The following is a 17,407-nucleotide window of genomic DNA, read 5'->3' on the forward strand; positions in this document are numbered from 1 at the left end:
CCACCCGGCGCGGCCAGTGCGACGATGTGTCGATGAGCAGCGACGAGCACCCTGCCCCGGTCGTCCTCGACGGCGGGTTCGCGACCGCCCTCGAGTCCCGGGGCCACGACCTGTCCGGCCTGCTGTGGTCGGCACGACTGCTCCGGGACGCCCCCGACGAGGTCGTGGCTGTGCACCGGGCGTTCGTCGACGCCGGAGCCGAGGTCGTCATCAGCGCGTCCTACCAGGCCAGCCACGCCGGGTACGCGCGGGCCGGCCTCACCGCCGAGCAGTGCGACGCCGACCTCGAGTCGTCGGTCCGGCTGGCGCGTGAGGGTGCGGACGGCCGCGCCCGGGTCGCAGCATCCGTGGGCCCGTGGGGCGCACACCTCGCCGACGGGTCCGAGTACACGGGCTATCCCGGAGTGCGCCGGGGCGAGCTGCGGGACTTCCACGCGCGACGGCTCGAGCGCCTCGTCGCGGCCGGACCCGACCTCGTCGCCGTCGAGACCCTCCCCGAGCTCCTCGAGGCCGAGGTCGTCGTGGACCTCCTGGCCGAGGTCGCGCCCGACCTGCCCTACTGGGTGTCCTTCTCGGCCAGGGGCGACGCCCGGCTCACCGGGGGCGCGCCGTTCGCCGAGGCGGTCGACGTCGTCGGCGGCCAGGCCGTCGCCGTCGGGGTGAACTGCACGGCGCCGCAGCACGTCGAAGAGCTGCTGGCGTCGGCGCAGGCGAGCGTGCCGTACGTCGTCTACCCGAACGCCGGCGCCGTCTACGACGCCGGGACCAAGACGTGGACCGACGACGGGGCGTCGCAGTTCCCGCGGGCGTCGGTCCGCCGCTGGCACGAGCTCGGGGCCCGCTACCTCGGCGGCTGCTGCGGGATCGGCACGGACGGCATACGCGGCATCTCGGACGCCCTGCGCACCTGAGCCGTCAGGCCAGCGCGGCGACCGCGTCGGCGACCGCGTCCGCGACACCGGGCGCGAAGACGCTCGGCACGATCTCCTCGGCCGTGGGCTCGGGCACCAGCGCCGCGATGGCGGAGGCCGCGGCGAGCTTCATCGCCTCGGTGATCTGGCTCGCCCCCGAGTCGAGGGCTCCGCGGAAGATCCCGGGGAAGGCGAGCACGTTGTTGATCTGGTTGGGGAAGTCCGACCGGCCCGTGGCGACCACCGCCGCGTGCCGGTGGGCCACGTCGGGGTGCACCTCGGGGTCGGGGTTCGCGAGCGCGAAGATGATCGAGCGTGGCGCCATTCGCGCGATGTCCGCCTCTGGCACCGTCCCCCCGGAGACGCCGATGTAGACGTCCGCGTCGACGAGGGCGGAGGCGAGCCCGCCCGAGAGGCCACGGGGGTTGGTGGAGGCGGCGATCCGGTGCTTGTGCCCGGTGAGGTCCGCGCGTGACGGCGAGATGATGCCGCGCGAGTCGCACACGACGACGTCGCGCACACCGGCACGCTGGAGGAGCGCGGTGACCGCGACCCCCGCGGCACCGGCGCCGGCCACCACCACCCGCAGGTCGGGCAGGGTCCGCCCGACGACCGTGGCGGCGTTGAGCAGCCCCGCGAGCACGACGATCGCGGTGCCGTGCTGGTCGTCGTGGAAGACGGGGATGTCGAGGCGCTCCTTGAGCTGGGCCTCGATGCCGAAGCAGCGGGGCGCCGAGATGTCCTCGAGGTTGATGCCCCCGTAGGACGGCGCCAGGCGGGCGATCGCCTCGACGAGCTCGTCGACGGATCCGGTCTCCATGCACACGGGGACCGCGTCGATCCCGGCGAAGTGCTTGAAGAGGACCGCCTTGCCCTCCATCACCGGCATCGCCGCGAGCGGACCGATGTCGCCGAGGCCGAGGACGGCGGTGCCGTCGGTGATGACGGCCACCGTGTTGCGCCTGCCCGTGTAGCGCGCGGAGAGGCTGGGGTCCGCGGCGATGGCACGGCAGACGTCCGCGACGCCCGGGGTGTAGAGCAGGGACAGGTCGTCCCGGTCCCGGAGCGGTTGCGTGGCGTGTACGCCGAGCTTGCCGCCCTCGTGGGCCCGGAACACCGGGCCGTCGAAGTCGAAGCTCGGGTACGACGAGGACGCAGACATGGCGGGACTCCCGGGTCACAGACGGTGGCGCGGCCGACGAGGTCGGAGCGACGGGCCGAGTCCCTGGTGTGGGACGGCCGGAGCGGGAGGTGTGCCGCGTCGCCATCCTCGCACGCGGCGTCTCGCGGCGTCTGCGGCTGGCCACGTGCGCCGTGCCACAATCGCCGCGTGCGACGACGACCGGTGCCCCGCCCACGAGTGGTGCGGGTGCGCGGTCGGTCGATGGAGCCGACCCTGCGCGAGGGCGACCTCCTGCTCGCCCTGTGGGGCGCGGTCGTCCGCGACGGCGACGTCGCCGTCGTCCGGCTCCCGCGCGACGCCCACGGCGCCGCGCGACCGGTGTCGGTCAAGCGGATCCTCGGGCGCGACCCGGACGACCCGCTCCGGTGGTGGCTCGACTCCGACAACGCCCGCGAGGGGGTGACCTCCTTCGACGTCGGGTCGGTCCCCGGTGAGGACGTCCTCGCCGTCGTCGTCGGCCGCATCGCCCCCCGGCCCGGCCGGATGAGAGCCCGGCCGACGCCCTGACCGCACCGACGAGGCGCGTTGTAGGTTGGGCAGTGGCCGACCACCCGCCCAACGAAAGGGACGTTCATGCGCCTGCCCACCCTCTTCCGTGTCACCGACGTCAGTGCCCACTGCGACCTGCCCTGCGGTGTCTACGACCCCGCCCAGGCCCGCATCGAGGCCGAGTCGATCAAGGCGATCATCGCCAAGGTGGCCGACAACGACGACCCCGACTTCCGCACGAGGGCGGTGCTCATCAAGGAGCAGCGCTCGGAGCTCGTCAAGCACCACCTCTGGGTGCTGTGGACCGACTACTTCAAGCCCCCGCACTTCGAGAAGTACCCGCAGCTGCACACCCTCGTCAACGAGGCCACCAAGCTGGCCGGCGCCTCGGGGACCAAGGGCACGCTCGACGCCGCCAAGGCCGACGAGCTCCTGGCCAAGATCGACGAGATCGACGCGATCTTCAAGGAGACCAAGCAGGCCTGACGACCACCGCGGGCCTCGGCCTGCACGTCGTCGACCGGACGCCGCCCCGGTCCGCCGAGCCCCCACGGGCCGGTGGACCGGGGCGGCGTCCGTGCGCCGTGCGTCCGACCCGTCCCGGCGCTCCCGTTAGTTGTTGCTTCAACCTTTATGGGATACGGTGCAGGAGTCGCCACACCCGCACCGAACGGACCCGCCATGCCGCACCACCTGCTCACCGCGCACGCCGACGTCGCCACCGACGCGCCCGCCCGCTACGCCAAGCAGCTTCTCGCCCACCTGGGTCGCAAGCTCGAGTTCACCACCCACGGCGCGACGTCGACCGCCCGTATCGGGGACGCGACCGCCGAGGTCACCATCGGTGACGGTGTCCTCACCCTGCGCGCCACCAGCGCGGACGAGCAGGGGCTCGCGACCGTCGAGGACGTGCTCGGCCGTCACCTCGAGTCGTTCGGGCAGCGCGCCGGGCTCGTCGTCACCTGGGTCCGCACCCCCACCGTCGATGCCGAGGAGCCCGCATGAGCGCCGTGACGACGACCGCCGCTGCGGACGCCCGCATCCGCGCCGACCACCCGTTCGCCGCCCACCTGCGCCGGGCCGCCGAGACCGAGCGCGCCGGCGCCCAGGTGCTCTGGACCCCCGACCACGGACCGCTGCCGAGCCTCTACCTCAGCCACGGCGCCCCGATGCTGTTCGAGATGACCGACTGGATGACCGAGCTGCACACGTGGGCCCGGTCGCTGCCGAAGCCGCGAGCCATCCTCATCGTCTCGGCGCACTGGGAGTCCGCGCCGCTGAGCATCAGCAGCAGCGAGCCCACCGAGCTGGTCTACGACTTCGGCGGGTTCGCCCCGATGTACTTCCAGATGCGCTACGACACCCCGGCGGCCACCGCGCTCGCGCAGCAGGTCGCGCGGCTGATGCCGGACACGGAGCCGGTCCACGAGCACCGCAGCCGCGGTCTCGACCACGGCGCCTGGGTGCCGCTGAAGATCATGTACCCCGACGCCGACATCCCCGTCCTGCAGCTGAGCCTGCCCACCCACCAGCCCGAGCGGCTCCTCGATCTGGGGCGGCGGCTGCGGTCGCTGCGTGAGTCCGGGGTGCTCGTCATCGGGTCCGGCTACATGACCCACGGTCTGCCCTACCTCGACTGGTCCGACCCGTCGAACGTGCCGGGCTGGTCCTCCGACTTCGACCTCTGGGCCGCCGAGGCGCTCGCGCGCGGTGACGTCGACGAGCTGTCCGGGTTCCGTGACCGGGCACCCGGAATGCCCTATGCCCACCCGACCGTCGAGCACTTCACGCCGTTGTTCGTCACCCTCGGGGCGTCCGCCGACCCGGCCGCGGCGCCGACGACCACCATCGACGGCTACGCCATCGGTCTGGCGAAGCGCTCCTTCCAGGCCGCCTGACGACGTGACGGCCGGCCGGCCGCACCCGGTCAGCCCGCCCGGCCGGCCGCGCCCGGTCAGGCCGCCCGGTCAGCCCCGTCCGGGCGTTCCGATCGTGCGGATGAGCGCCTCGACGACCTCGGGGTCGTACTCGTAGCCGAGCCCGAGGTGGATCCGCTCCAGCGCCGCGTCGACGGACGCCGGGTCGGTGCGTCCGTGGGAGAAGTCGTCGAAGGCGTTCGCGACCTTGATGATCCGGCTCGCGAGGGGCACCTCCTCCCCCCACTCCCGCACGTGCCGGAACGGCGTCGTCTGCCGCTCCATGAGGTCGGCGACCCGGTCGAGGACCTCGGTGCGGCGCACGATCCGCGCCCCTTCCAGGGCGATCCGTCGCTGGTCGTCGGGCGCGGCGAGCACCGTGGCCCCGTCCGGGATCGGCGAGCGCAGCCCGACCTGCCCCAGGTCGTGCAGCAGCGCCGCGTACTCGAGGTCCTGCACCACGTCGGCGTGCAGACCCATGGCGCGCGCGACGGCCACCGAGCGCTCGGCAACCCGCGACGCGTGCCCCGTCGGGGTGTAGCCGGCCACGTCGGTGAGCTGCGACAGCGTCGCGATGGTCTGGCGGTACGTGGCCCGGTTCGCGGCGTAGCGGCGCACCGCGACGTTGGTGAGCATCATCGGCAGGAGTCCGAGCGGAAGAGCGAGGAGACCCACGACCGGTGCGAGGAAGGCGACGAGCGGGCCGGCGGCGAGCACCCCGAAGGTGAGCGCCTGCGCCTCCTGGAGCTCCTCACGGATCGCCCCGGAGACGGGCACGCCGGACCGGCGGGCGCGGACCAGGCCGGAGAGGGCGAGGTCGGCGTAGAGGCCGGCGGCCGACACGAGCATCATGGCGCTGGCCAGCACCGCGGGGTGCCGCACCCCTTCGGCGACCCAGGTCCAGGCGCTGTCACCGCCGAGCGGGATGCTGCGGAAGAGGAGGGCCGTCACCCCGACCCCGATCGTGCGGACCGCGACGATGGTCCACTCGACCGGGCGTCCGATCATCCCCCGCACGAGCAGCCCGAGGCAGAGTGCGGCGGCGACGACGAGGGTCACGACGCCGGCCGGCACGTCGAAGGTGGCATGACCGTGCATCGTCCCCAGCAGGGCCAGTCCGATCGCCGAGCCCGACGACACCGGTGCGGCGACGCGGCCGGACGGCATCCGGACCCGCAGCATCTCCCCCACGGCGATCGAGACCGCGAAGGCCGCCAGGAGGACCGCATGGTTGCGGATCGCGTCGGCGAACGCCGCGTGCTCCGTGGCCGCCGCGACGACGAGCACGGCGACCGCGAGACCCACGACGAGCCGTTCGACCCTGCTGGGGATCAGCCTCATGGCGCCTCGGCATCCGCGTCGGCATGGTCCTGGTCGCGCAGGGCCCGCGAGAGGGCCTGGAAGACCCGCTCCCCCTGGGCGTCCTCACGCAGCGTGCGCAACCCCTCGAAGGCGTCCCGTGCGGTGACGGGATGGGCTCCGTGACGCACGAGGTCGTACTCGTCCGCGACCCGGACGAGGTCCGCTGCCAGGGAGGGCGGCGCGTCGTCGAGGTCCGCGCGCGCGATCTCCTCCATGAGGGAGGAGGCGCCGCGCAGGAAGGGCAGGTCCTGGAGCATCGTCGCGCCGCGGAGCCGGGCGCTCGTGACCTCGTCCTCGCCCTCGCGACCGGGCGCGACGACGACCCGCCCGAGGTCGTGGAGGAGGCCGGCGGTGCGGACGTCGGCCACCTCCTTCGGCCCGAGGCCGAGGTCCTGCGCCATGACGGCGGCCAGCGCCGAGACCCGCGCGCTGTGGCCCTCGAGCTCCGGCGCGCGTGTCTCGATGGCGCTGACCAGTGCGCCCAGCGCGCGTTCGCGAGCCGTCCGTTCCTCGCCGTACTGGAGGAGGGCCCACCGGGCGCCGGCGAGGGGGACGAGCGCCACGAGGATGGCGACGGGACCGAGCTCGCCCGGCAGCCACATGATGACCACGAGGAACGCGATGATCCCGTAGGCGAACTGGGTGGGTCCGGAGCTCGTCAGCATGTCGACCAGCTGGAGCTGCAGGGGCACCCCGACGGTCAGCCGGATGACGCCCGCGACGAGCAGGGCGTTGGCGACGAGGTTGGCGGCGTCGGCGACGACGATGGGCAGGCCGACGTGCCAGATGAGGGGCATCGCGCCGCTGAGGCCGACCATGTCGAGCGAGCCGCCGACGAGGTCGTAGGCCAGGCCACCGACCATCGCCGAGGACGAGGCCATCGCCATGTTGAACACCCGTCGGACCACGGGGATCCGGCGTCGGGTCAGGGCGGCCATGACGAGGCCGACGACACCGGCGCCCAACGGACCCACGATGGGGATCGCCGCGAGCACGACGACGTTGTCCGCGGTGAAGTGGATGCGACCGTCGCTCGACGTGGACGGCAGCCACCACGTGAGGGCGCCGACGAAGGCGAGCACGACGAGGTCGGACCAGTCAGGGTCCCAGCCGTAGCGCGCGAGGCACAGGACGGCGAGCCCCGACATGAGCGCCACGCACGCCGCGATGTAGATCGCGGGTGCGTGGCGCTTCGACCATGACGTCGGCGAGACCGACCTCAACGTCGTGAGGGAGGGATCACCACTGCCAGCCGCTGGCCTTCCACTGCCAGCCGGCGGCGGAGACGCTGGACTTGCTCTCGGCCTGGGCCGCCGAGGCGCCCACGGCAGACAGGGCGGCGATGGCGAGCGAAGCAGCAACGAGGCGGAGAGCGCGCATGGTAGTACCCTTTCGGTGATCCCGGCCCGGCGGGCCGAATCTGGATTGACTCCATCCTCGCACGTGACGAGGGTGTGCGACAATGTACTGGACATATGACCTGTGCGGCCGTCGGCACGTCACGGCACGTGGTCACGATTCACACCCCCCGATCTCGAGGAGTCCTCATGAGCAAGCGCGCCCGCAAGCGCCGCTCGCGCAAGGGCAACAAGGCCAACCACGGCCGCAAGCCCAACGCCTGAGCACGCAGCACGTGACGAAGGGACGACCACCTCGCGGTGGTCGTCCCTTCGGCGTATCGGCCCCTCGGGTCAGCCGTCGAGCTCGAGACGCACCATCGTGATCCGCTGACGGATCTGCACGCGCAGCTGGTCGGGACAGGGCTCGCCCATGCTGTTCGAGCGGCGCACCGCCGCCTTGACGGCCCGGTCGAGGTCGTGCTCGTGCAGGCACGGCCCACAGGCTTCGAGGTGCTGGGCCACGCGGGCGACGTCCGAGGGCTGCATCTCCCCGTCGAGGTACTCGTAGATCCGGTGCAGGACCTCGGAGCACTCGGCGTGGGACCCGGAATGGGCGTCGGCGCGCGCGTCGGCGTGCCCGTCGGTGTGCTGCTCGTTCACGAGGAGACCTCCTTGCCGAAGCCGCGCTCGGCGGCATACTCGGTCAACATCTCACGGAGCTGACGTCGACCCCGGTGGAGACGCGACATCACGGTGCCGATGGGCGTTCCCATGATCTCCGCGATCTCCTTGTAGGCGAACCCCTCGACGTCGGCGAGGTAGACCGCCATGCGGAAGTCCTCCGGCAGCTCCTGCAGGGCGCGCTTGATCTCCGAGTCGGGGAGATGGTCGAGCGCCTGCGCCTCGGCGGACTTGAGCCCCGAGCTCGTGTGGGACTCGGCCCGCACGAGCTGGTAGTCCTCGACGTCCGCGGCATCGGACTGCTGCGGCTCCCGCTGCTTCTTGCGGTAGGTGTTGATGTAGGTGTTGGTGAGGATGCGGTACATCCACGCCCGCAGGTTGGTCCCCGGCCGGTACTGGTGGAACGCGGCGAACGCCTTGGCGTACGTCTCCTGGAGCAGGTCCTCGGCGTCGGCCGGGTTGCGCGTCGTACGCAGGGCTGCCGCGTAGAGCTGGTCCAGCAACGGCAGCGCCTCGGCCTCGAACCTGGCCTGTCGCTGCGCAGGGGTCTCGGTCACGACGTCCACTGCGGGTTGGTCGGAGGTGGTCTGTGGTGTGCTCATCGCGCTCCACCCTAGACCCGTCTCGGCGGGGGACGTCGTGTGCAGCACGAGCACGGGCACACCTCTCTGGACGGCTGACACCGGAGACTCACGGTGCGGGACCTCCATGTCAACAGGGGGCGAGGGGGTGCCATTCCCGACGGTCCGGTCACTGGCCGAGCGAGTCCACGAAGGCCCGCGCGGCCGCGACGAGCGGGCCGGTCACCCTGATCGTGTGGTCACCGTCGACGGCGGTGACGTATGCCGGGCCGTCCAGCTCCGCGCGCACCTCGCCGGGGGTGCCGAAGGGGTCGCGCTCCCCCTGCACGACGTGCACCGGGATCCCCGCGATCCCGGGCAGTCGCAGCTCGTCGGCCCGTGAGACCTCGGGCCTCCCGGGCGGGTGCAGGGGGAAGGACAGGCAGAGGACCCCGTCGGCGGCCAGCGCGGCCGCGGTCCGACAGCTCACCCGGGCGCCGTTGCTCTTGCCCGACAGCACGAGCGGGCCGGGCAGGCGGGTGCGGCCCGAGCGCAGGGCCAGCACGACCGGCAGCCAGGCCTCGTCCTGCGGGACGGGACGCGGCGGCATGCGCCGTCCGGCCACGCCCCACGCCTGCTGGACGGACGCGACCGCCCAGCCCGCGTCGACCAGTCCCTGCGCCACGGCGTCGAGGTCGACACCACCGAGTCGTCCGCCGGCCCCGTGCGTGAGCACCACCGTCCCCCGGGCACGGACGGGACGCACGACGTGGGCGTGGGCGGGGCCGAGCGGCGTCGCCACCTCGACGAACCGGTGCGTCGTCACGCCGACGCGCCGATGATCTCGCCGGTCATCGGGTCGAGCACCCCGCGCAGCTCGGACTCGGGCAGCGGCTCGAGCAGCTGTGGGCCGTTGGACCGGTTGCTGCTCACCGCGCGGGAGACCGGGTGGGCCGTGAAGCGGCCCGGTGGCCGTGGCTCGAGCAGCGCGGCGACCTCCGCGGTGTCGGTGAGCGAGGGGTCGAGCCAGTCCGACCAGTCGTCGCGGTCGAGCACCAGGGGCTGGCGGTCGTGGATCCGGTCCAGGCCCGGCTCGGCCTCGGTCGTGATGATCGTGAAGGTCGTCAGCCAGGCCGCCGGGTCCCCGGCGTCGACCACGGCCGGGTCACGCCAGAACTCGTAGAGCCCCGCGAAGGCGCACGTCCCCCCGTCGGCCCGGGACGTGAAGAACGGCTGCTTGAGGGGCTTGCCCTTGGCGTCCGTGGCGGTCGGGGAGGCCTGCCACTCGTACCAGCCCCGCGCGGGCACGAGACAGCGCCGACGCGCGGCCGCCTTGGCGTAGGCCGGCTTCTCCAGGACCGACTCGGCCCTCGCGTTGATCATCCGCACACCGGAGCGCGGGTCCTTGGACCAGCTCGGGACGAGCCCCCACGTGAGCAAGCGCAGCTGGCGCCGTGGCTGCGCGCTGTCCTCCCCGCGGGCCGCGCGGGTGAGGACGACGGGCGCCAGCTTGGTCGGGGCCATGTTGTGGTCAGGGGTGCCGGGCGGGGGCGACTGGGGGTTGACGAGGACGCTGCGCACCGGCTCGGCGCTCCGGTCGTCGTCGACCTCGAACTCCAGGGTCAGCTCGTCAGGGTGGGCCGTGGCCGCGTAGCGCCCGCACATGGGACCCAATCTACGCAGCGGCTGACCACCCCGGACACGGACCGCGCCCCAGCAACTACGGTAGGAGCAGGTCCGTGATCCGTTCCCATCCGTGAGGAGAACGCATGTCACTCGTGCGTCGCGTTGCCCGTCCCATGCTTGCCGCCATGTTCGTCGTCGGGGGTCTCGACCAGCTCAAGCACCCCGGCGCGAAGGCCAAGGCCGCCCGCCCGGTGATCGACCGGGCCACGAAGGCGGGCCTGCCCGACGACCCCGAGCTCCTCGTGCGCGCCAACGGCGTCGCCATGGTCGGCGGTGGTGCCCTGCTCGCGACCGGGCACGTCCCACGCATCGCCTCGGCGGTGCTGGCCGGGACGCTCGTTCCCACGACGCTGGCCGCCCACCCGTTCTGGACCGAGTCCGACCCCCAGACCCGGGCGCAGCAGAAGATCCAGTTCCTCAAGAACCTCGGCCTGCTCGGTGGCCTCCTCCTGGCCGCCGTCGACACCGACGGGCGGCCGAGCCTGGCCTACCGCGCACACCGGGCGGGCGAGAGCGTCCAGCGCACGGCGCGGACGACGAAGCGCGAGGCGCGGCACGCGACCAGGTCGGCGCGTCGCGAGGCACGACTCAAGGCGGCACAGGCCAAGAATGCCCTCACCTGAGTGGACCGCCCCCGCCGCTGACGGACCGGTCGACGCGGCCGTCGACCTGCCCGGGAGCAAGTCGCTGACCAACCGCTTCCTCGTCCTCGCCGCGCGTGGGGGTGGCGTCTCGCGACTGCGATCACCCCTGCGTTCGCGCGACACCCTCCTCATGGCCGGCGCCCTGCGGGCCCTCGGCACGGGGGTCGAGGACGTCGACGGTGAGGACTGGCTCGTCACCCCCGCCGACATGGTCGGCGACGTCGACATCGACTGCGGCCTCGCCGGGACGGTCATGCGCTTCGTCCCGCCCCTGGCGGCGATGGCACGAGGGTCGGTGCGCTTCGACGGGGACCCCCACGCCCGGACCCGACCGATGGGTCCGGCTCTCGAGGCGCTGCGCACCCTCGGTGTCGCGGTCGACGACGGCGGTCGGGGCGTGCTGCCCTTCACGGTGGCCGGCGTCGGGTCCGTCCGCGGCGGTGAGGTCACCCTGGACGCGTCGGCGTCCTCCCAGTTCGTCTCGGCGCTGCTGCTCTCGGGGGCGCACTACGACGAGGGCGTGACGATCCGCCACCGCGGCGGACCCGTGCCCAGCCAACCTCACATCGACATGACCGTCGAGGCGCTGCGGGACGCGGGCGCCGACCTCGACGACTCCGTGCCCGACACGTGGCGGGTCGAGCCGGGCCCGCTCAACCCCCTCGACGTCCAGGTGGAGCCCGACCTCTCGAACGCCGCACCCTTCCTCGCCGCGGCCCTCGTCACGGGTGGACGGGTGCGCATCCCCGGCTGGCCGCAGCACACGACCCAGGCCGGCGACGAGATCCGCGACATCCTCGACGAGATGGGGGCCGAGGTCCGGCTGGCCCGCGACGGCCTCACGGTGAGCGCCGTCGACGGCTTCAGCGGGGTCGACCTCGACCTCCACGACGCGAGCGAGCTGACGCCGGTCATCGCCGCCCTCGCGGCGCTCGCCGACGGGCCGTCGCGGATCCGCGGCGTCGCCCACATCCGTGGTCACGAGACCGACCGCATCGCCGCCCTGGCCCGGGAGCTCGGCGCCCTGGGCGCACGGGTCACCGAGACGGAGGACGGCCTGCACATCACCCCGCGCCCGCTCTCCCCCGCGACGTTCCACACCTACGGGGACCACCGCATGGTCATGGCCGGGGCCGTGCTCGGCCTCGCGGTCCCCGGGCTCGTCGTCGAGGACCCCGACACGGTCGCCAAGACGCTGCCCACCTTCGTCGAGCTGTGGTCGGGCCTGCTCGGCCACGACGGCGCCCGGGAGCGCACCGCCTGATGGCGAGGCCCACGAGCAGCTACGACGAGTCCGACGCCCGGATCCGCCCGAACAAGCGCAACAGCCGTCCCCGGTCCAAGGACCGCCCGGCGCACCTCGACGCCGTGCCCGGGATGGTCACCGCCGTCGACAGAGGTCGCTACACCGTGCTCGTCAGCGACAGCGACGCCGACGACGGTGGGGTCGGTGTCGACGGGGAGCGTGTCGTCACCGCGATGCGCGCCCGCGAGCTCGGCCGCAAGGGCATCGTCGTGGGTGACGACGTGGCCCTCGTCGGCGACGTGTCCGGCAGCCCGGATGCCCTCGCCCGCGTCGTACGGGTCCACCCACGCCGCACCCTGCTGCGCCGCAGCGCCGACGACACCGACCCGGTCGAGCGCGCCATCGTGGCCAACGCCGACCAGCTGGTCGTCGTCTCGGCGCTCGCCAACCCCGAGCCCCGGCCGCGGCTCATCGACCGCTGCCTCGTCGCGGCCTACGACGCGGGCATGTCGCCCCTGCTCGCGCTGACCAAGGCCGACCTGGCCGACCCGGCGCCCTTCCTGCGGAGCTACGCGCCACTCGAGGTGCCGTCGGTGGTCACCTCGACCACCGACGCCGACGGCACCGACGGGCTCGAGGCCCTGCGGGACGCCCTGCGCGGGCGCGTCAGCGTCCTCGTCGGCCACTCGGGGGTGGGCAAGTCCACCCTCGTCAACGCCCTCGTCCCCGACGCCCTGCGCGCCATCGGCGTCGTCAACGTCGTCACGGGGCGCGGGCGCCACACCTCCACCTCGGCCGTGGCGCTGCGCCTGCCCGGCGGGGACGGCTGGGTCATCGACACACCGGGCATCCGCTCCTTCGGGCTGGCCCACGTCGACCCGGAGCGGATCATCACCCACTTCCCCGACCTCGAGGCCGGCACCGACGAGTGCCCCCGAGGGTGCAGCCACGACGAGGAGGAGTGCGGTCTCGACGCATGGGTCGCGAGCGGACAGGCCGGACCGGCCGGTGCCTCACGACTGGAGTCGCTGCGCCGCCTGCTGCGGACCCGCCAGATCCAGACCGGGGACTGACCCTCCCCCAGAACACGCCGATGGCGCCCTCCGGACCGGACGGCGCCATCAGTCGGCTCGGGCTCAGTTCGTCGGGTCGCGCTTCTCGCTCGGGTCGTTGTCGACGACCCGAGTGATGTCGTGCGGACGGTCCATCGGGCCCTCGGACTCGCCGGAGGCGTGCGACCGCTCGGCCATCGAGGCCGCGTCCGCCGGCAGGAGGCCGCCGTCGTCGCTGAACGCGTCGTGGTCGACGACATCGGTCGTCGCGAACCGGGGGTCCGGTGCGAGAGCACTGACGTCGACGGTCTCGACGATGACCCGAGGTTCGGCGTAGTGGCACGCGGAGCGGTGCGCCGCGACGCCGTCCGGGCGGTCCATCAGCTCCGGGTCGTCCACCGAGCAGCGTTCCTGGGCCTTGAAGCACCGCGTGTGGAAGCGGCATCCCTTGGGCGGGTTCGCCGGCGACGGCACGTCACCGGTGAGGACGATCTGCTCACGCTTGCCGCGCATCGTCGGGTCCGGGACGGGCACCGCGGAGAGCAGGGCCTGCGTGTAGGGGTGGGTCGGCCGCTGGTAGATCTCCTCCTCGGTGCCGAGCTCGACCATGCGACCGAGGTACATGACTCCGACGCGGTCGGAGATGTGCCGGACGACGGAGAGGTCGTGCGCGATGAAGATGTAGGACAGCCCGAGCTCGTCCTGGAGCTTCTCCATGAGGTTGATGACCTGCGCCTGGACCGACACGTCGAGCGCGGAGACCGGCTCGTCGCAGATGAGGACCTTGGGTCGCAACGCGATCCCGCGGGCGATGCCGATGCGCTGGCGCTGGCCGCCCGAGAACTGGTGCGGGTAGCGGTTGATGTGCTCAGGGTTGAGACCGACGAGGGCGAGCAGCTCCTGCACGGCCTTCTTGCGGCCACCCTTGGGCACGACGTCCGGGTGGATCTCGAACGGCTCCGCGACGATGTCGCCGACCGTCTTGCGTGGGTTGAGCGAGGTGTACGGGTCCTGGAACACGATCTGGATGTCGCGGCGCAGCTTGCGCATCGCGGACCCGCTCTGCGAGAACATGTCGATGCCGTCGAAGTTGACCGTGCCCGCCGTGGGCTCCTCCAGACGCATGAGGACGCGGCCCAGCGTCGACTTGCCACAGCCGGACTCGCCGACGATGCCGAGCGTCTCGCCGCGGTGCAGCTCGAACGAGACCCCATCGACCGCTTTGACGTGGCCCACGGTGGTGCGCAGGACACCGCCCTTGATCGGGTAGTGCTTGACCAGGTCGTCGGCCTTGAGAATGACGTCAGCCATTGAGGACCTCCTCGGCGAAGTGGCATCGGGACATCTGTCCGGCGATGGGGAGCAGGTCGGGCTCCTGCTCGCGACAGATGTCCTGCGACATGCGGCAGCGAGGGTTGAACGTGCAGCCCGGGGGGATGCGGGTGAGGTTCGGCGGAAGGCCGCCGATGGCCGCCAGCGTCTGCCCCTTCTGGTCCAGGCGCGGGATCGACTCGAGCAGCCCGCGGGTGTAGGGGTGTGCGGGCCGGGCGTAGAGGTCCTCGATGTCCGCCTTCGCGACGATCCGGCCGGCATACATCACGGCGGCCCTGTCGGCGACGTCGGCGACGACACCGAGGTCGTGCGTGATGAGGATGAGCCCCATCTGACGCTCGTCCTGGAGCTCCGCGAGCAGGGCCATGATCTGGGCCTGGACGGTGACGTCGAGGGCGGTCGTGGGCTCGTCGGCGATGAGCACCGCGGGGTCGAGGGCGATGGCCATCGCGATCATGATGCGCTGACGCATCCCGCCCGAGAACTGGTGCGGGTAGCTCTTGACGCGCTCCTTGGCAGCGGGGATGGCGACACGCTCCATGAGGCGCACGGCCTGCGCGTAGGCGTCGGACCGGTTCATGCCACGGTGCTGCCGGAACATCTCCCCGATCTGCCAGCCGACCGGGAAGGTCGGGTTCAGCGAGCTCAGCGCATCCTGGAAGATGATGGAGATCTCGGGCCCGCGAGCCTTGCGGCGCTGCTCCTCCGGCATCGTCAGCAGGTCTTCGCCGCAGTAGCGGATTGCTCCGCTCGGGATGACGGCCGGGGGCATGTCGAGGATGCCCATGATCGCCTGCGCCGTCACGGACTTGCCCGAGCCGGACTCGCCGAGGATGGCCAGGGTCTCGCCCTGGCGCAGGTCGAACGAGACGCCGTTGATCGCCTTCGCGATCCCTTCGGCGGTGTGGAACTCGACGTACAGGTCGTCGACCTCGAGCAGCCGGCCCTCGGAGTCGGGCTTGTAGGCGGACGCGGGCGCCACGGACTTGGTGGTGGTGGTCACTTAAGTGCTCCTCCTGCTCATCGGGACTTCGGGTCGAAGGCGTCACGCACGGCGTCGCCGAGCAGGATGAACGCCAGCACCGCGAGGCTGAGGAACAGACTGGGGAAGAGAAGGATGTGCGGGTAGGTGCGCACGGCCACGAGGGCGTCGCTGATCGCCACGCCCCACGAGATCGCGGGCGGTGTGAGGCCGATGCCGAGGAACGACAGGGTGGCCTCCACCACGATGAAGACGCCGAGGTTGATCGTCGCGACGACAATCGCCGGCGCGAGCGCGTTGGGCAGGATGTGCGACTTGATGATCCGCCACGGGCTGGCCCCCAGCGCACGCGCCGCGAGGACGTACTCGTTGGGCTTGACCTGGAGCACGCTCGAGCGCATGAGTCGAGCGATCGTCGTCCAGCCGAAGACCGTCAGGACGAGCACGACCTTGCCGACCACGACGAAGTAGTTGGAGTTCGCACCGTTGGGGAAGCTGGCCATGAAGAGGATGCCGCCGAGGATGAGCGGGATGGCATAGAAGATGTCGGTCACTCGGGAGAACAGCGCGTCGAGCCACCCACCGTAGAAGCCCGCCAACACCCCGATGACTCCACCCAGGAGAAGCGTGGTCAGCGAGGCGGCGAGGCCGACAATGATCGACGCGCGGGCACCGTAGATCGTGCGCGCGAAGATGTCGTAGCCCTGCGTGTCCGTCCCGAACCACGCATCGGCGTTGGGCTTGGCGCGCACGTTGTTGATGTCGCCGAACGTCGGGTCGGTCTGCGTGAACAGCGACGGCCAGATGGCCATGAGGACGAAGACGCCGATGAGGCCGACGGACACCCAGAACATCGTGCTCTTGCGGAGGGAGCGCCAGGCGTCCTGACTCAAGGAACGCGCCTCGTCCACGTCGTCGGTGGCGCCGGGAGAGAAGCCTGCGGCGATGGGCTCACTCATGGCTGATCCTCGGGTCGAGCACGCCGTAGAGCAGGTCGACGAGCAGGTTGACGAGCAGGTAGACGATCACCAGGACGGTCACCGTGGAGACGACGGCGACACCGTCGCGGGAGTTGATGCCCTTCCAGATGTATCCGCCGACACCCTGGATGTTGAAGATGCGCTCCGTGACGATCGCACCACCGAGGAGGCCACCGAAGTCGGCGCCGATGTAGGTGACGACGGGGATGAGCGAGTTGCGCAGCGTGTGCACGCCGACGGCGCGCCGTTTGGTCAGGCCTTTGGCCACCGCGGTCCGCACGTAGTCGGCACGCAGGTTCTCCACGAGGTTGGTCCTCGTGAGCCGGGCGACGTAGGCGATGGAGATCGACCCGAGCACGAAGGCGGGAAGGATGAGCGAGGAGGTCGGGGCCTCAAGGCTCGGCACGGTGGCCGGGACCAATCCCCACTTGATGCCGAACTGGTACTGGAGCAGCACACCGATGACGAAGACCGGGATGGAGATGACGAACAGGGTGCTCACCGTGACGAGGTTGTCGATGAACCTCCCCTTGCGCACCCCGGCGAGGACCCCGGCGAGGATGCCGATGACGATCTCGAAGACGATCGCCATGAGGGCGAGGCGCCCGGTGATCGTGTAGCGCTTGGCGAGGTCCTCCTTGACGGGGATCCCGTAGTAGTTCGTCCCGAGGTCCCCCTGGACGAACTTGCCGAGGTACTTGCCGTACTGGACCGGCAGCGGGTCGTTGAGGTTGTGCTCCTCGCGGAAGGCCGCGACGTACTCGGGCGAGCAGGGACGGTCTCCGCACTTGCCGGCGGTCGGGTCTCCGGGCAGGGCGAAGACCATGGCGAAAATGATGAAGGTGGCTCCCAGAACCACCGGGATCATCTGCAGGATTCGCCTGACGATGTACTTGCCCATGTCACCTCCTGTGTCACGTTCGGCCCCGATCCGTGGTGACGGAGGGGCACGGCGAGACGGCGTTCGCGCATCTCGTGAAGTCTGATGGGGGGCCTCGTGGGCCGGGCCAGAACTGAACATACCTGACGCTGATCGGCATGGG

At 71.7% G+C, this 17,407-nt stretch carries 21 protein-coding genes; 9 read left to right on the forward strand and 12 right to left on the reverse strand.

The annotated features are described in order from the left end of the window. The first annotated feature begins 32 nt into the window (after positions 1 to 32). Positions 33 to 911: a homocysteine S-methyltransferase gene (gene mmuM, locus N801_RS08990; protein WP_035936561.1), complete on the forward strand. Its 879-nt coding sequence runs from the start codon at positions 33 to 35 to the stop codon at positions 909 to 911. A gap of 4 nt (positions 912 to 915) precedes the next feature. Here the strand turns inward: mmuM and N801_RS08995 are convergent, their stop codons facing one another. Beyond that, complete coding sequence (locus N801_RS08995) at positions 916 to 2,073, reverse strand: NAD(P)-dependent malic enzyme (RefSeq protein WP_035936565.1); 1,158 nt, start codon at positions 2,071 to 2,073, stop codon at positions 916 to 918. 168 nt (positions 2,074 to 2,241) lie between these two features. Here N801_RS08995 and N801_RS09000 point away from each other — a divergent pair, with 168 nt between their 5' ends. The 4 genes from N801_RS09000 (at position 2,242) to N801_RS09015 (ending at position 4,481) form a co-directional block, all read left to right on the forward strand. After that, positions 2,242 to 2,601 carry a S24/S26 family peptidase gene (locus tag N801_RS09000; protein ID WP_211254698.1) on the forward strand — a complete coding sequence of 120 codons (360 nt, stop codon included), beginning with the start codon at positions 2,242 to 2,244 and terminating at the stop codon, positions 2,599 to 2,601. Between the two features lie 66 nt (positions 2,602 to 2,667). Then, positions 2,668 to 3,069 carry a superoxide dismutase, Ni gene (gene sodN / locus N801_RS09005; protein ID WP_035936570.1) on the forward strand — a complete coding sequence of 134 codons (402 nt, stop codon included), beginning with the start codon at positions 2,668 to 2,670 and terminating at the stop codon, positions 3,067 to 3,069. A 195-nt stretch (positions 3,070 to 3,264) separates the two neighbouring features. Further along, on the forward strand, positions 3,265 to 3,588 hold the full coding sequence (locus tag N801_RS09010; RefSeq protein ID WP_052112791.1) for a DUF2218 domain-containing protein: 324 nt from the start codon (positions 3,265 to 3,267) through the stop codon (positions 3,586 to 3,588). Next, the gene (locus N801_RS09015; protein ID WP_035936572.1) at positions 3,585 to 4,481 is read left to right on the forward strand and encodes a dioxygenase family protein; all 897 of its coding nucleotides are present in this window, start codon (positions 3,585 to 3,587) and stop codon (positions 4,479 to 4,481) included. The genes N801_RS09010 and N801_RS09015 overlap by 4 nt, the downstream gene beginning before the upstream one ends. A gap of 69 nt (positions 4,482 to 4,550) precedes the next feature. Here the strand turns inward: N801_RS09015 and N801_RS09020 are convergent, their stop codons facing one another. The 3 genes from N801_RS09020 to N801_RS21005 are packed head-to-tail and all read right to left on the reverse strand — an operon-like array spanning position 4,551 to position 7,241. Then, entirely contained in the window at positions 4,551 to 5,840 is a 1,290-nt protein-coding gene (locus tag N801_RS09020) for an HD-GYP domain-containing protein (RefSeq protein WP_052112792.1), read from the reverse strand. Continuing rightward, positions 5,837 to 7,084, reverse strand: coding sequence for an HD-GYP domain-containing protein (locus N801_RS09025; RefSeq protein ID WP_035936574.1), 1,248 nt, complete (start codon positions 7,082 to 7,084; stop codon positions 5,837 to 5,839). Before N801_RS09025 ends, N801_RS09020 begins: the two co-directional genes overlap by 4 nt. A 16-nt stretch (positions 7,085 to 7,100) precedes the next feature. Further along, positions 7,101 to 7,241: a hypothetical protein gene (locus N801_RS21005; protein WP_169744238.1), complete on the reverse strand. Its 141-nt coding sequence runs from the start codon at positions 7,239 to 7,241 to the stop codon at positions 7,101 to 7,103. 167 nt (positions 7,242 to 7,408) lie between these two features. Here N801_RS21005 and N801_RS21975 point away from each other — a divergent pair, with 167 nt between their 5' ends. Next, positions 7,409 to 7,483, forward strand: a complete 75-nt coding sequence (locus N801_RS21975; protein WP_009775747.1) for a 50S ribosomal protein bL37 — start codon at positions 7,409 to 7,411, stop codon at positions 7,481 to 7,483. Positions 7,484 to 7,552: 69 nt separating this feature from the next. Here N801_RS21975 and rsrA read toward each other — a convergent pair whose 3' ends face one another. From rsrA to N801_RS09050, 4 genes are all read right to left on the reverse strand, one after another. Next, the gene (gene rsrA, locus N801_RS09035; RefSeq protein ID WP_035936577.1) at positions 7,553 to 7,861 is read right to left on the reverse strand and encodes a mycothiol system anti-sigma-R factor; all 309 of its coding nucleotides are present in this window, start codon (positions 7,859 to 7,861) and stop codon (positions 7,553 to 7,555) included. Continuing rightward, entirely contained in the window at positions 7,858 to 8,484 is a 627-nt protein-coding gene (locus N801_RS09040; protein WP_035936676.1) for a sigma-70 family RNA polymerase sigma factor, read from the reverse strand. The genes rsrA and N801_RS09040 overlap by 4 nt, the downstream gene beginning before the upstream one ends. Before the next feature lie 148 nt (positions 8,485 to 8,632). Next, the gene (locus tag N801_RS09045) at positions 8,633 to 9,268 is read right to left on the reverse strand and encodes an alpha/beta hydrolase family protein (RefSeq protein ID WP_035936580.1); all 636 of its coding nucleotides are present in this window, start codon (positions 9,266 to 9,268) and stop codon (positions 8,633 to 8,635) included. Next, a complete protein-coding gene (locus N801_RS09050; protein ID WP_035936583.1) occupies positions 9,265 to 10,107 on the reverse strand; it encodes an SOS response-associated peptidase in 843 nt (280 codons plus the stop codon). Before N801_RS09050 ends, N801_RS09045 begins: the two co-directional genes overlap by 4 nt. Positions 10,108 to 10,211: 104 nt before the next feature. Here N801_RS09050 and N801_RS09055 point away from each other — a divergent pair, with 104 nt between their 5' ends. Genes N801_RS09055 through rsgA form a run of 3 tightly spaced genes read left to right on the forward strand, consistent with a single transcriptional unit; the run spans position 10,212 to position 13,091 of the window. Next, the gene (locus N801_RS09055) at positions 10,212 to 10,751 is read left to right on the forward strand and encodes a DoxX family protein (RefSeq protein ID WP_035936586.1); all 540 of its coding nucleotides are present in this window, start codon (positions 10,212 to 10,214) and stop codon (positions 10,749 to 10,751) included. Continuing rightward, the gene (gene aroA / locus N801_RS09060; RefSeq protein ID WP_035936589.1) at positions 10,738 to 12,036 is read left to right on the forward strand and encodes a 3-phosphoshikimate 1-carboxyvinyltransferase; all 1,299 of its coding nucleotides are present in this window, start codon (positions 10,738 to 10,740) and stop codon (positions 12,034 to 12,036) included. The genes N801_RS09055 and aroA overlap by 14 nt, the downstream gene beginning before the upstream one ends. Beyond that, the gene (rsgA, locus tag N801_RS09065) at positions 12,036 to 13,091 is read left to right on the forward strand and encodes a ribosome small subunit-dependent GTPase A (protein ID WP_035936592.1); all 1,056 of its coding nucleotides are present in this window, start codon (positions 12,036 to 12,038) and stop codon (positions 13,089 to 13,091) included. Before aroA ends, rsgA begins: the two co-directional genes overlap by 1 nt. A gap of 63 nt (positions 13,092 to 13,154) precedes the next feature. Here the strand turns inward: rsgA and N801_RS09070 are convergent, their stop codons facing one another. From N801_RS09070 to N801_RS09085, 4 genes are read right to left on the reverse strand one after another with little or no spacing between them, the layout of a single operon-like run. Continuing rightward, positions 13,155 to 14,381, reverse strand: a complete 1,227-nt coding sequence (locus N801_RS09070; RefSeq protein ID WP_035936595.1) for an ABC transporter ATP-binding protein — start codon at positions 14,379 to 14,381, stop codon at positions 13,155 to 13,157. Next, positions 14,374 to 15,384: an ABC transporter ATP-binding protein gene (locus N801_RS09075; RefSeq protein ID WP_035936679.1), complete on the reverse strand. Its 1,011-nt coding sequence runs from the start codon at positions 15,382 to 15,384 to the stop codon at positions 14,374 to 14,376. Before N801_RS09075 ends, N801_RS09070 begins: the two co-directional genes overlap by 8 nt. A gap of 38 nt (positions 15,385 to 15,422) precedes the next feature. Then, positions 15,423 to 16,343, reverse strand: a complete 921-nt coding sequence (locus N801_RS09080; protein WP_035936598.1) for an ABC transporter permease — start codon at positions 16,341 to 16,343, stop codon at positions 15,423 to 15,425. Beyond that, complete coding sequence (locus N801_RS09085) at positions 16,336 to 17,265, reverse strand: ABC transporter permease (protein ID WP_035936601.1); 930 nt, start codon at positions 17,263 to 17,265, stop codon at positions 16,336 to 16,338. The genes N801_RS09080 and N801_RS09085 overlap by 8 nt, the downstream gene beginning before the upstream one ends. Positions 17,266 to 17,407: the final 142 nt, after the last annotated feature.

Source organism: Knoellia aerolata DSM 18566, from assembly GCF_000768695.1.
Taxonomy (GTDB): Bacteria; Actinomycetota; Actinomycetes; order Actinomycetales; family Dermatophilaceae; genus Knoellia; species Knoellia aerolata.

Coding starts and splice junctions, on each gene's coding strand:
- N801_RS09015 (WP_035936572.1), top strand. CDS start 3,585: ATGAGCGCCGTGACGACGACCGCCGCTGCGGACGCCCGCATCCGCGCC.
- N801_RS09080 (WP_035936598.1), bottom strand. CDS start 16,343: ATGAGTGAGCCCATCGCCGCAGGCTTCTCTCCCGGCGCCACCGACGAC.
- N801_RS09085 (WP_035936601.1), bottom strand. CDS start 17,265: ATGGGCAAGTACATCGTCAGGCGAATCCTGCAGATGATCCCGGTGGTT.
- N801_RS21005 (WP_169744238.1), bottom strand. CDS start 7,241: ATGCGCGCTCTCCGCCTCGTTGCTGCTTCGCTCGCCATCGCCGCCCTG.
- N801_RS09010 (WP_052112791.1), top strand. CDS start 3,265: ATGCCGCACCACCTGCTCACCGCGCACGCCGACGTCGCCACCGACGCG.
- aroA (WP_035936589.1), top strand. CDS start 10,738: ATGCCCTCACCTGAGTGGACCGCCCCCGCCGCTGACGGACCGGTCGAC.
- N801_RS08995 (WP_035936565.1), bottom strand. CDS start 2,073: ATGTCTGCGTCCTCGTCGTACCCGAGCTTCGACTTCGACGGCCCGGTG.
- N801_RS09055 (WP_035936586.1), top strand. CDS start 10,212: ATGTCACTCGTGCGTCGCGTTGCCCGTCCCATGCTTGCCGCCATGTTC.
- sodN (WP_035936570.1), top strand. CDS start 2,668: ATGCGCCTGCCCACCCTCTTCCGTGTCACCGACGTCAGTGCCCACTGC.
- N801_RS09040 (WP_035936676.1), bottom strand. CDS start 8,484: ATGAGCACACCACAGACCACCTCCGACCAACCCGCAGTGGACGTCGTG.
- mmuM (WP_035936561.1), top strand. CDS start 33: ATGAGCAGCGACGAGCACCCTGCCCCGGTCGTCCTCGACGGCGGGTTC.
- N801_RS09050 (WP_035936583.1), bottom strand. CDS start 10,107: ATGTGCGGGCGCTACGCGGCCACGGCCCACCCTGACGAGCTGACCCTG.
- rsgA (WP_035936592.1), top strand. CDS start 12,036: ATGGCGAGGCCCACGAGCAGCTACGACGAGTCCGACGCCCGGATCCGC.
- N801_RS09020 (WP_052112792.1), bottom strand. CDS start 5,840: ATGAGGCTGATCCCCAGCAGGGTCGAACGGCTCGTCGTGGGTCTCGCG.
- N801_RS09070 (WP_035936595.1), bottom strand. CDS start 14,381: ATGGCTGACGTCATTCTCAAGGCCGACGACCTGGTCAAGCACTACCCG.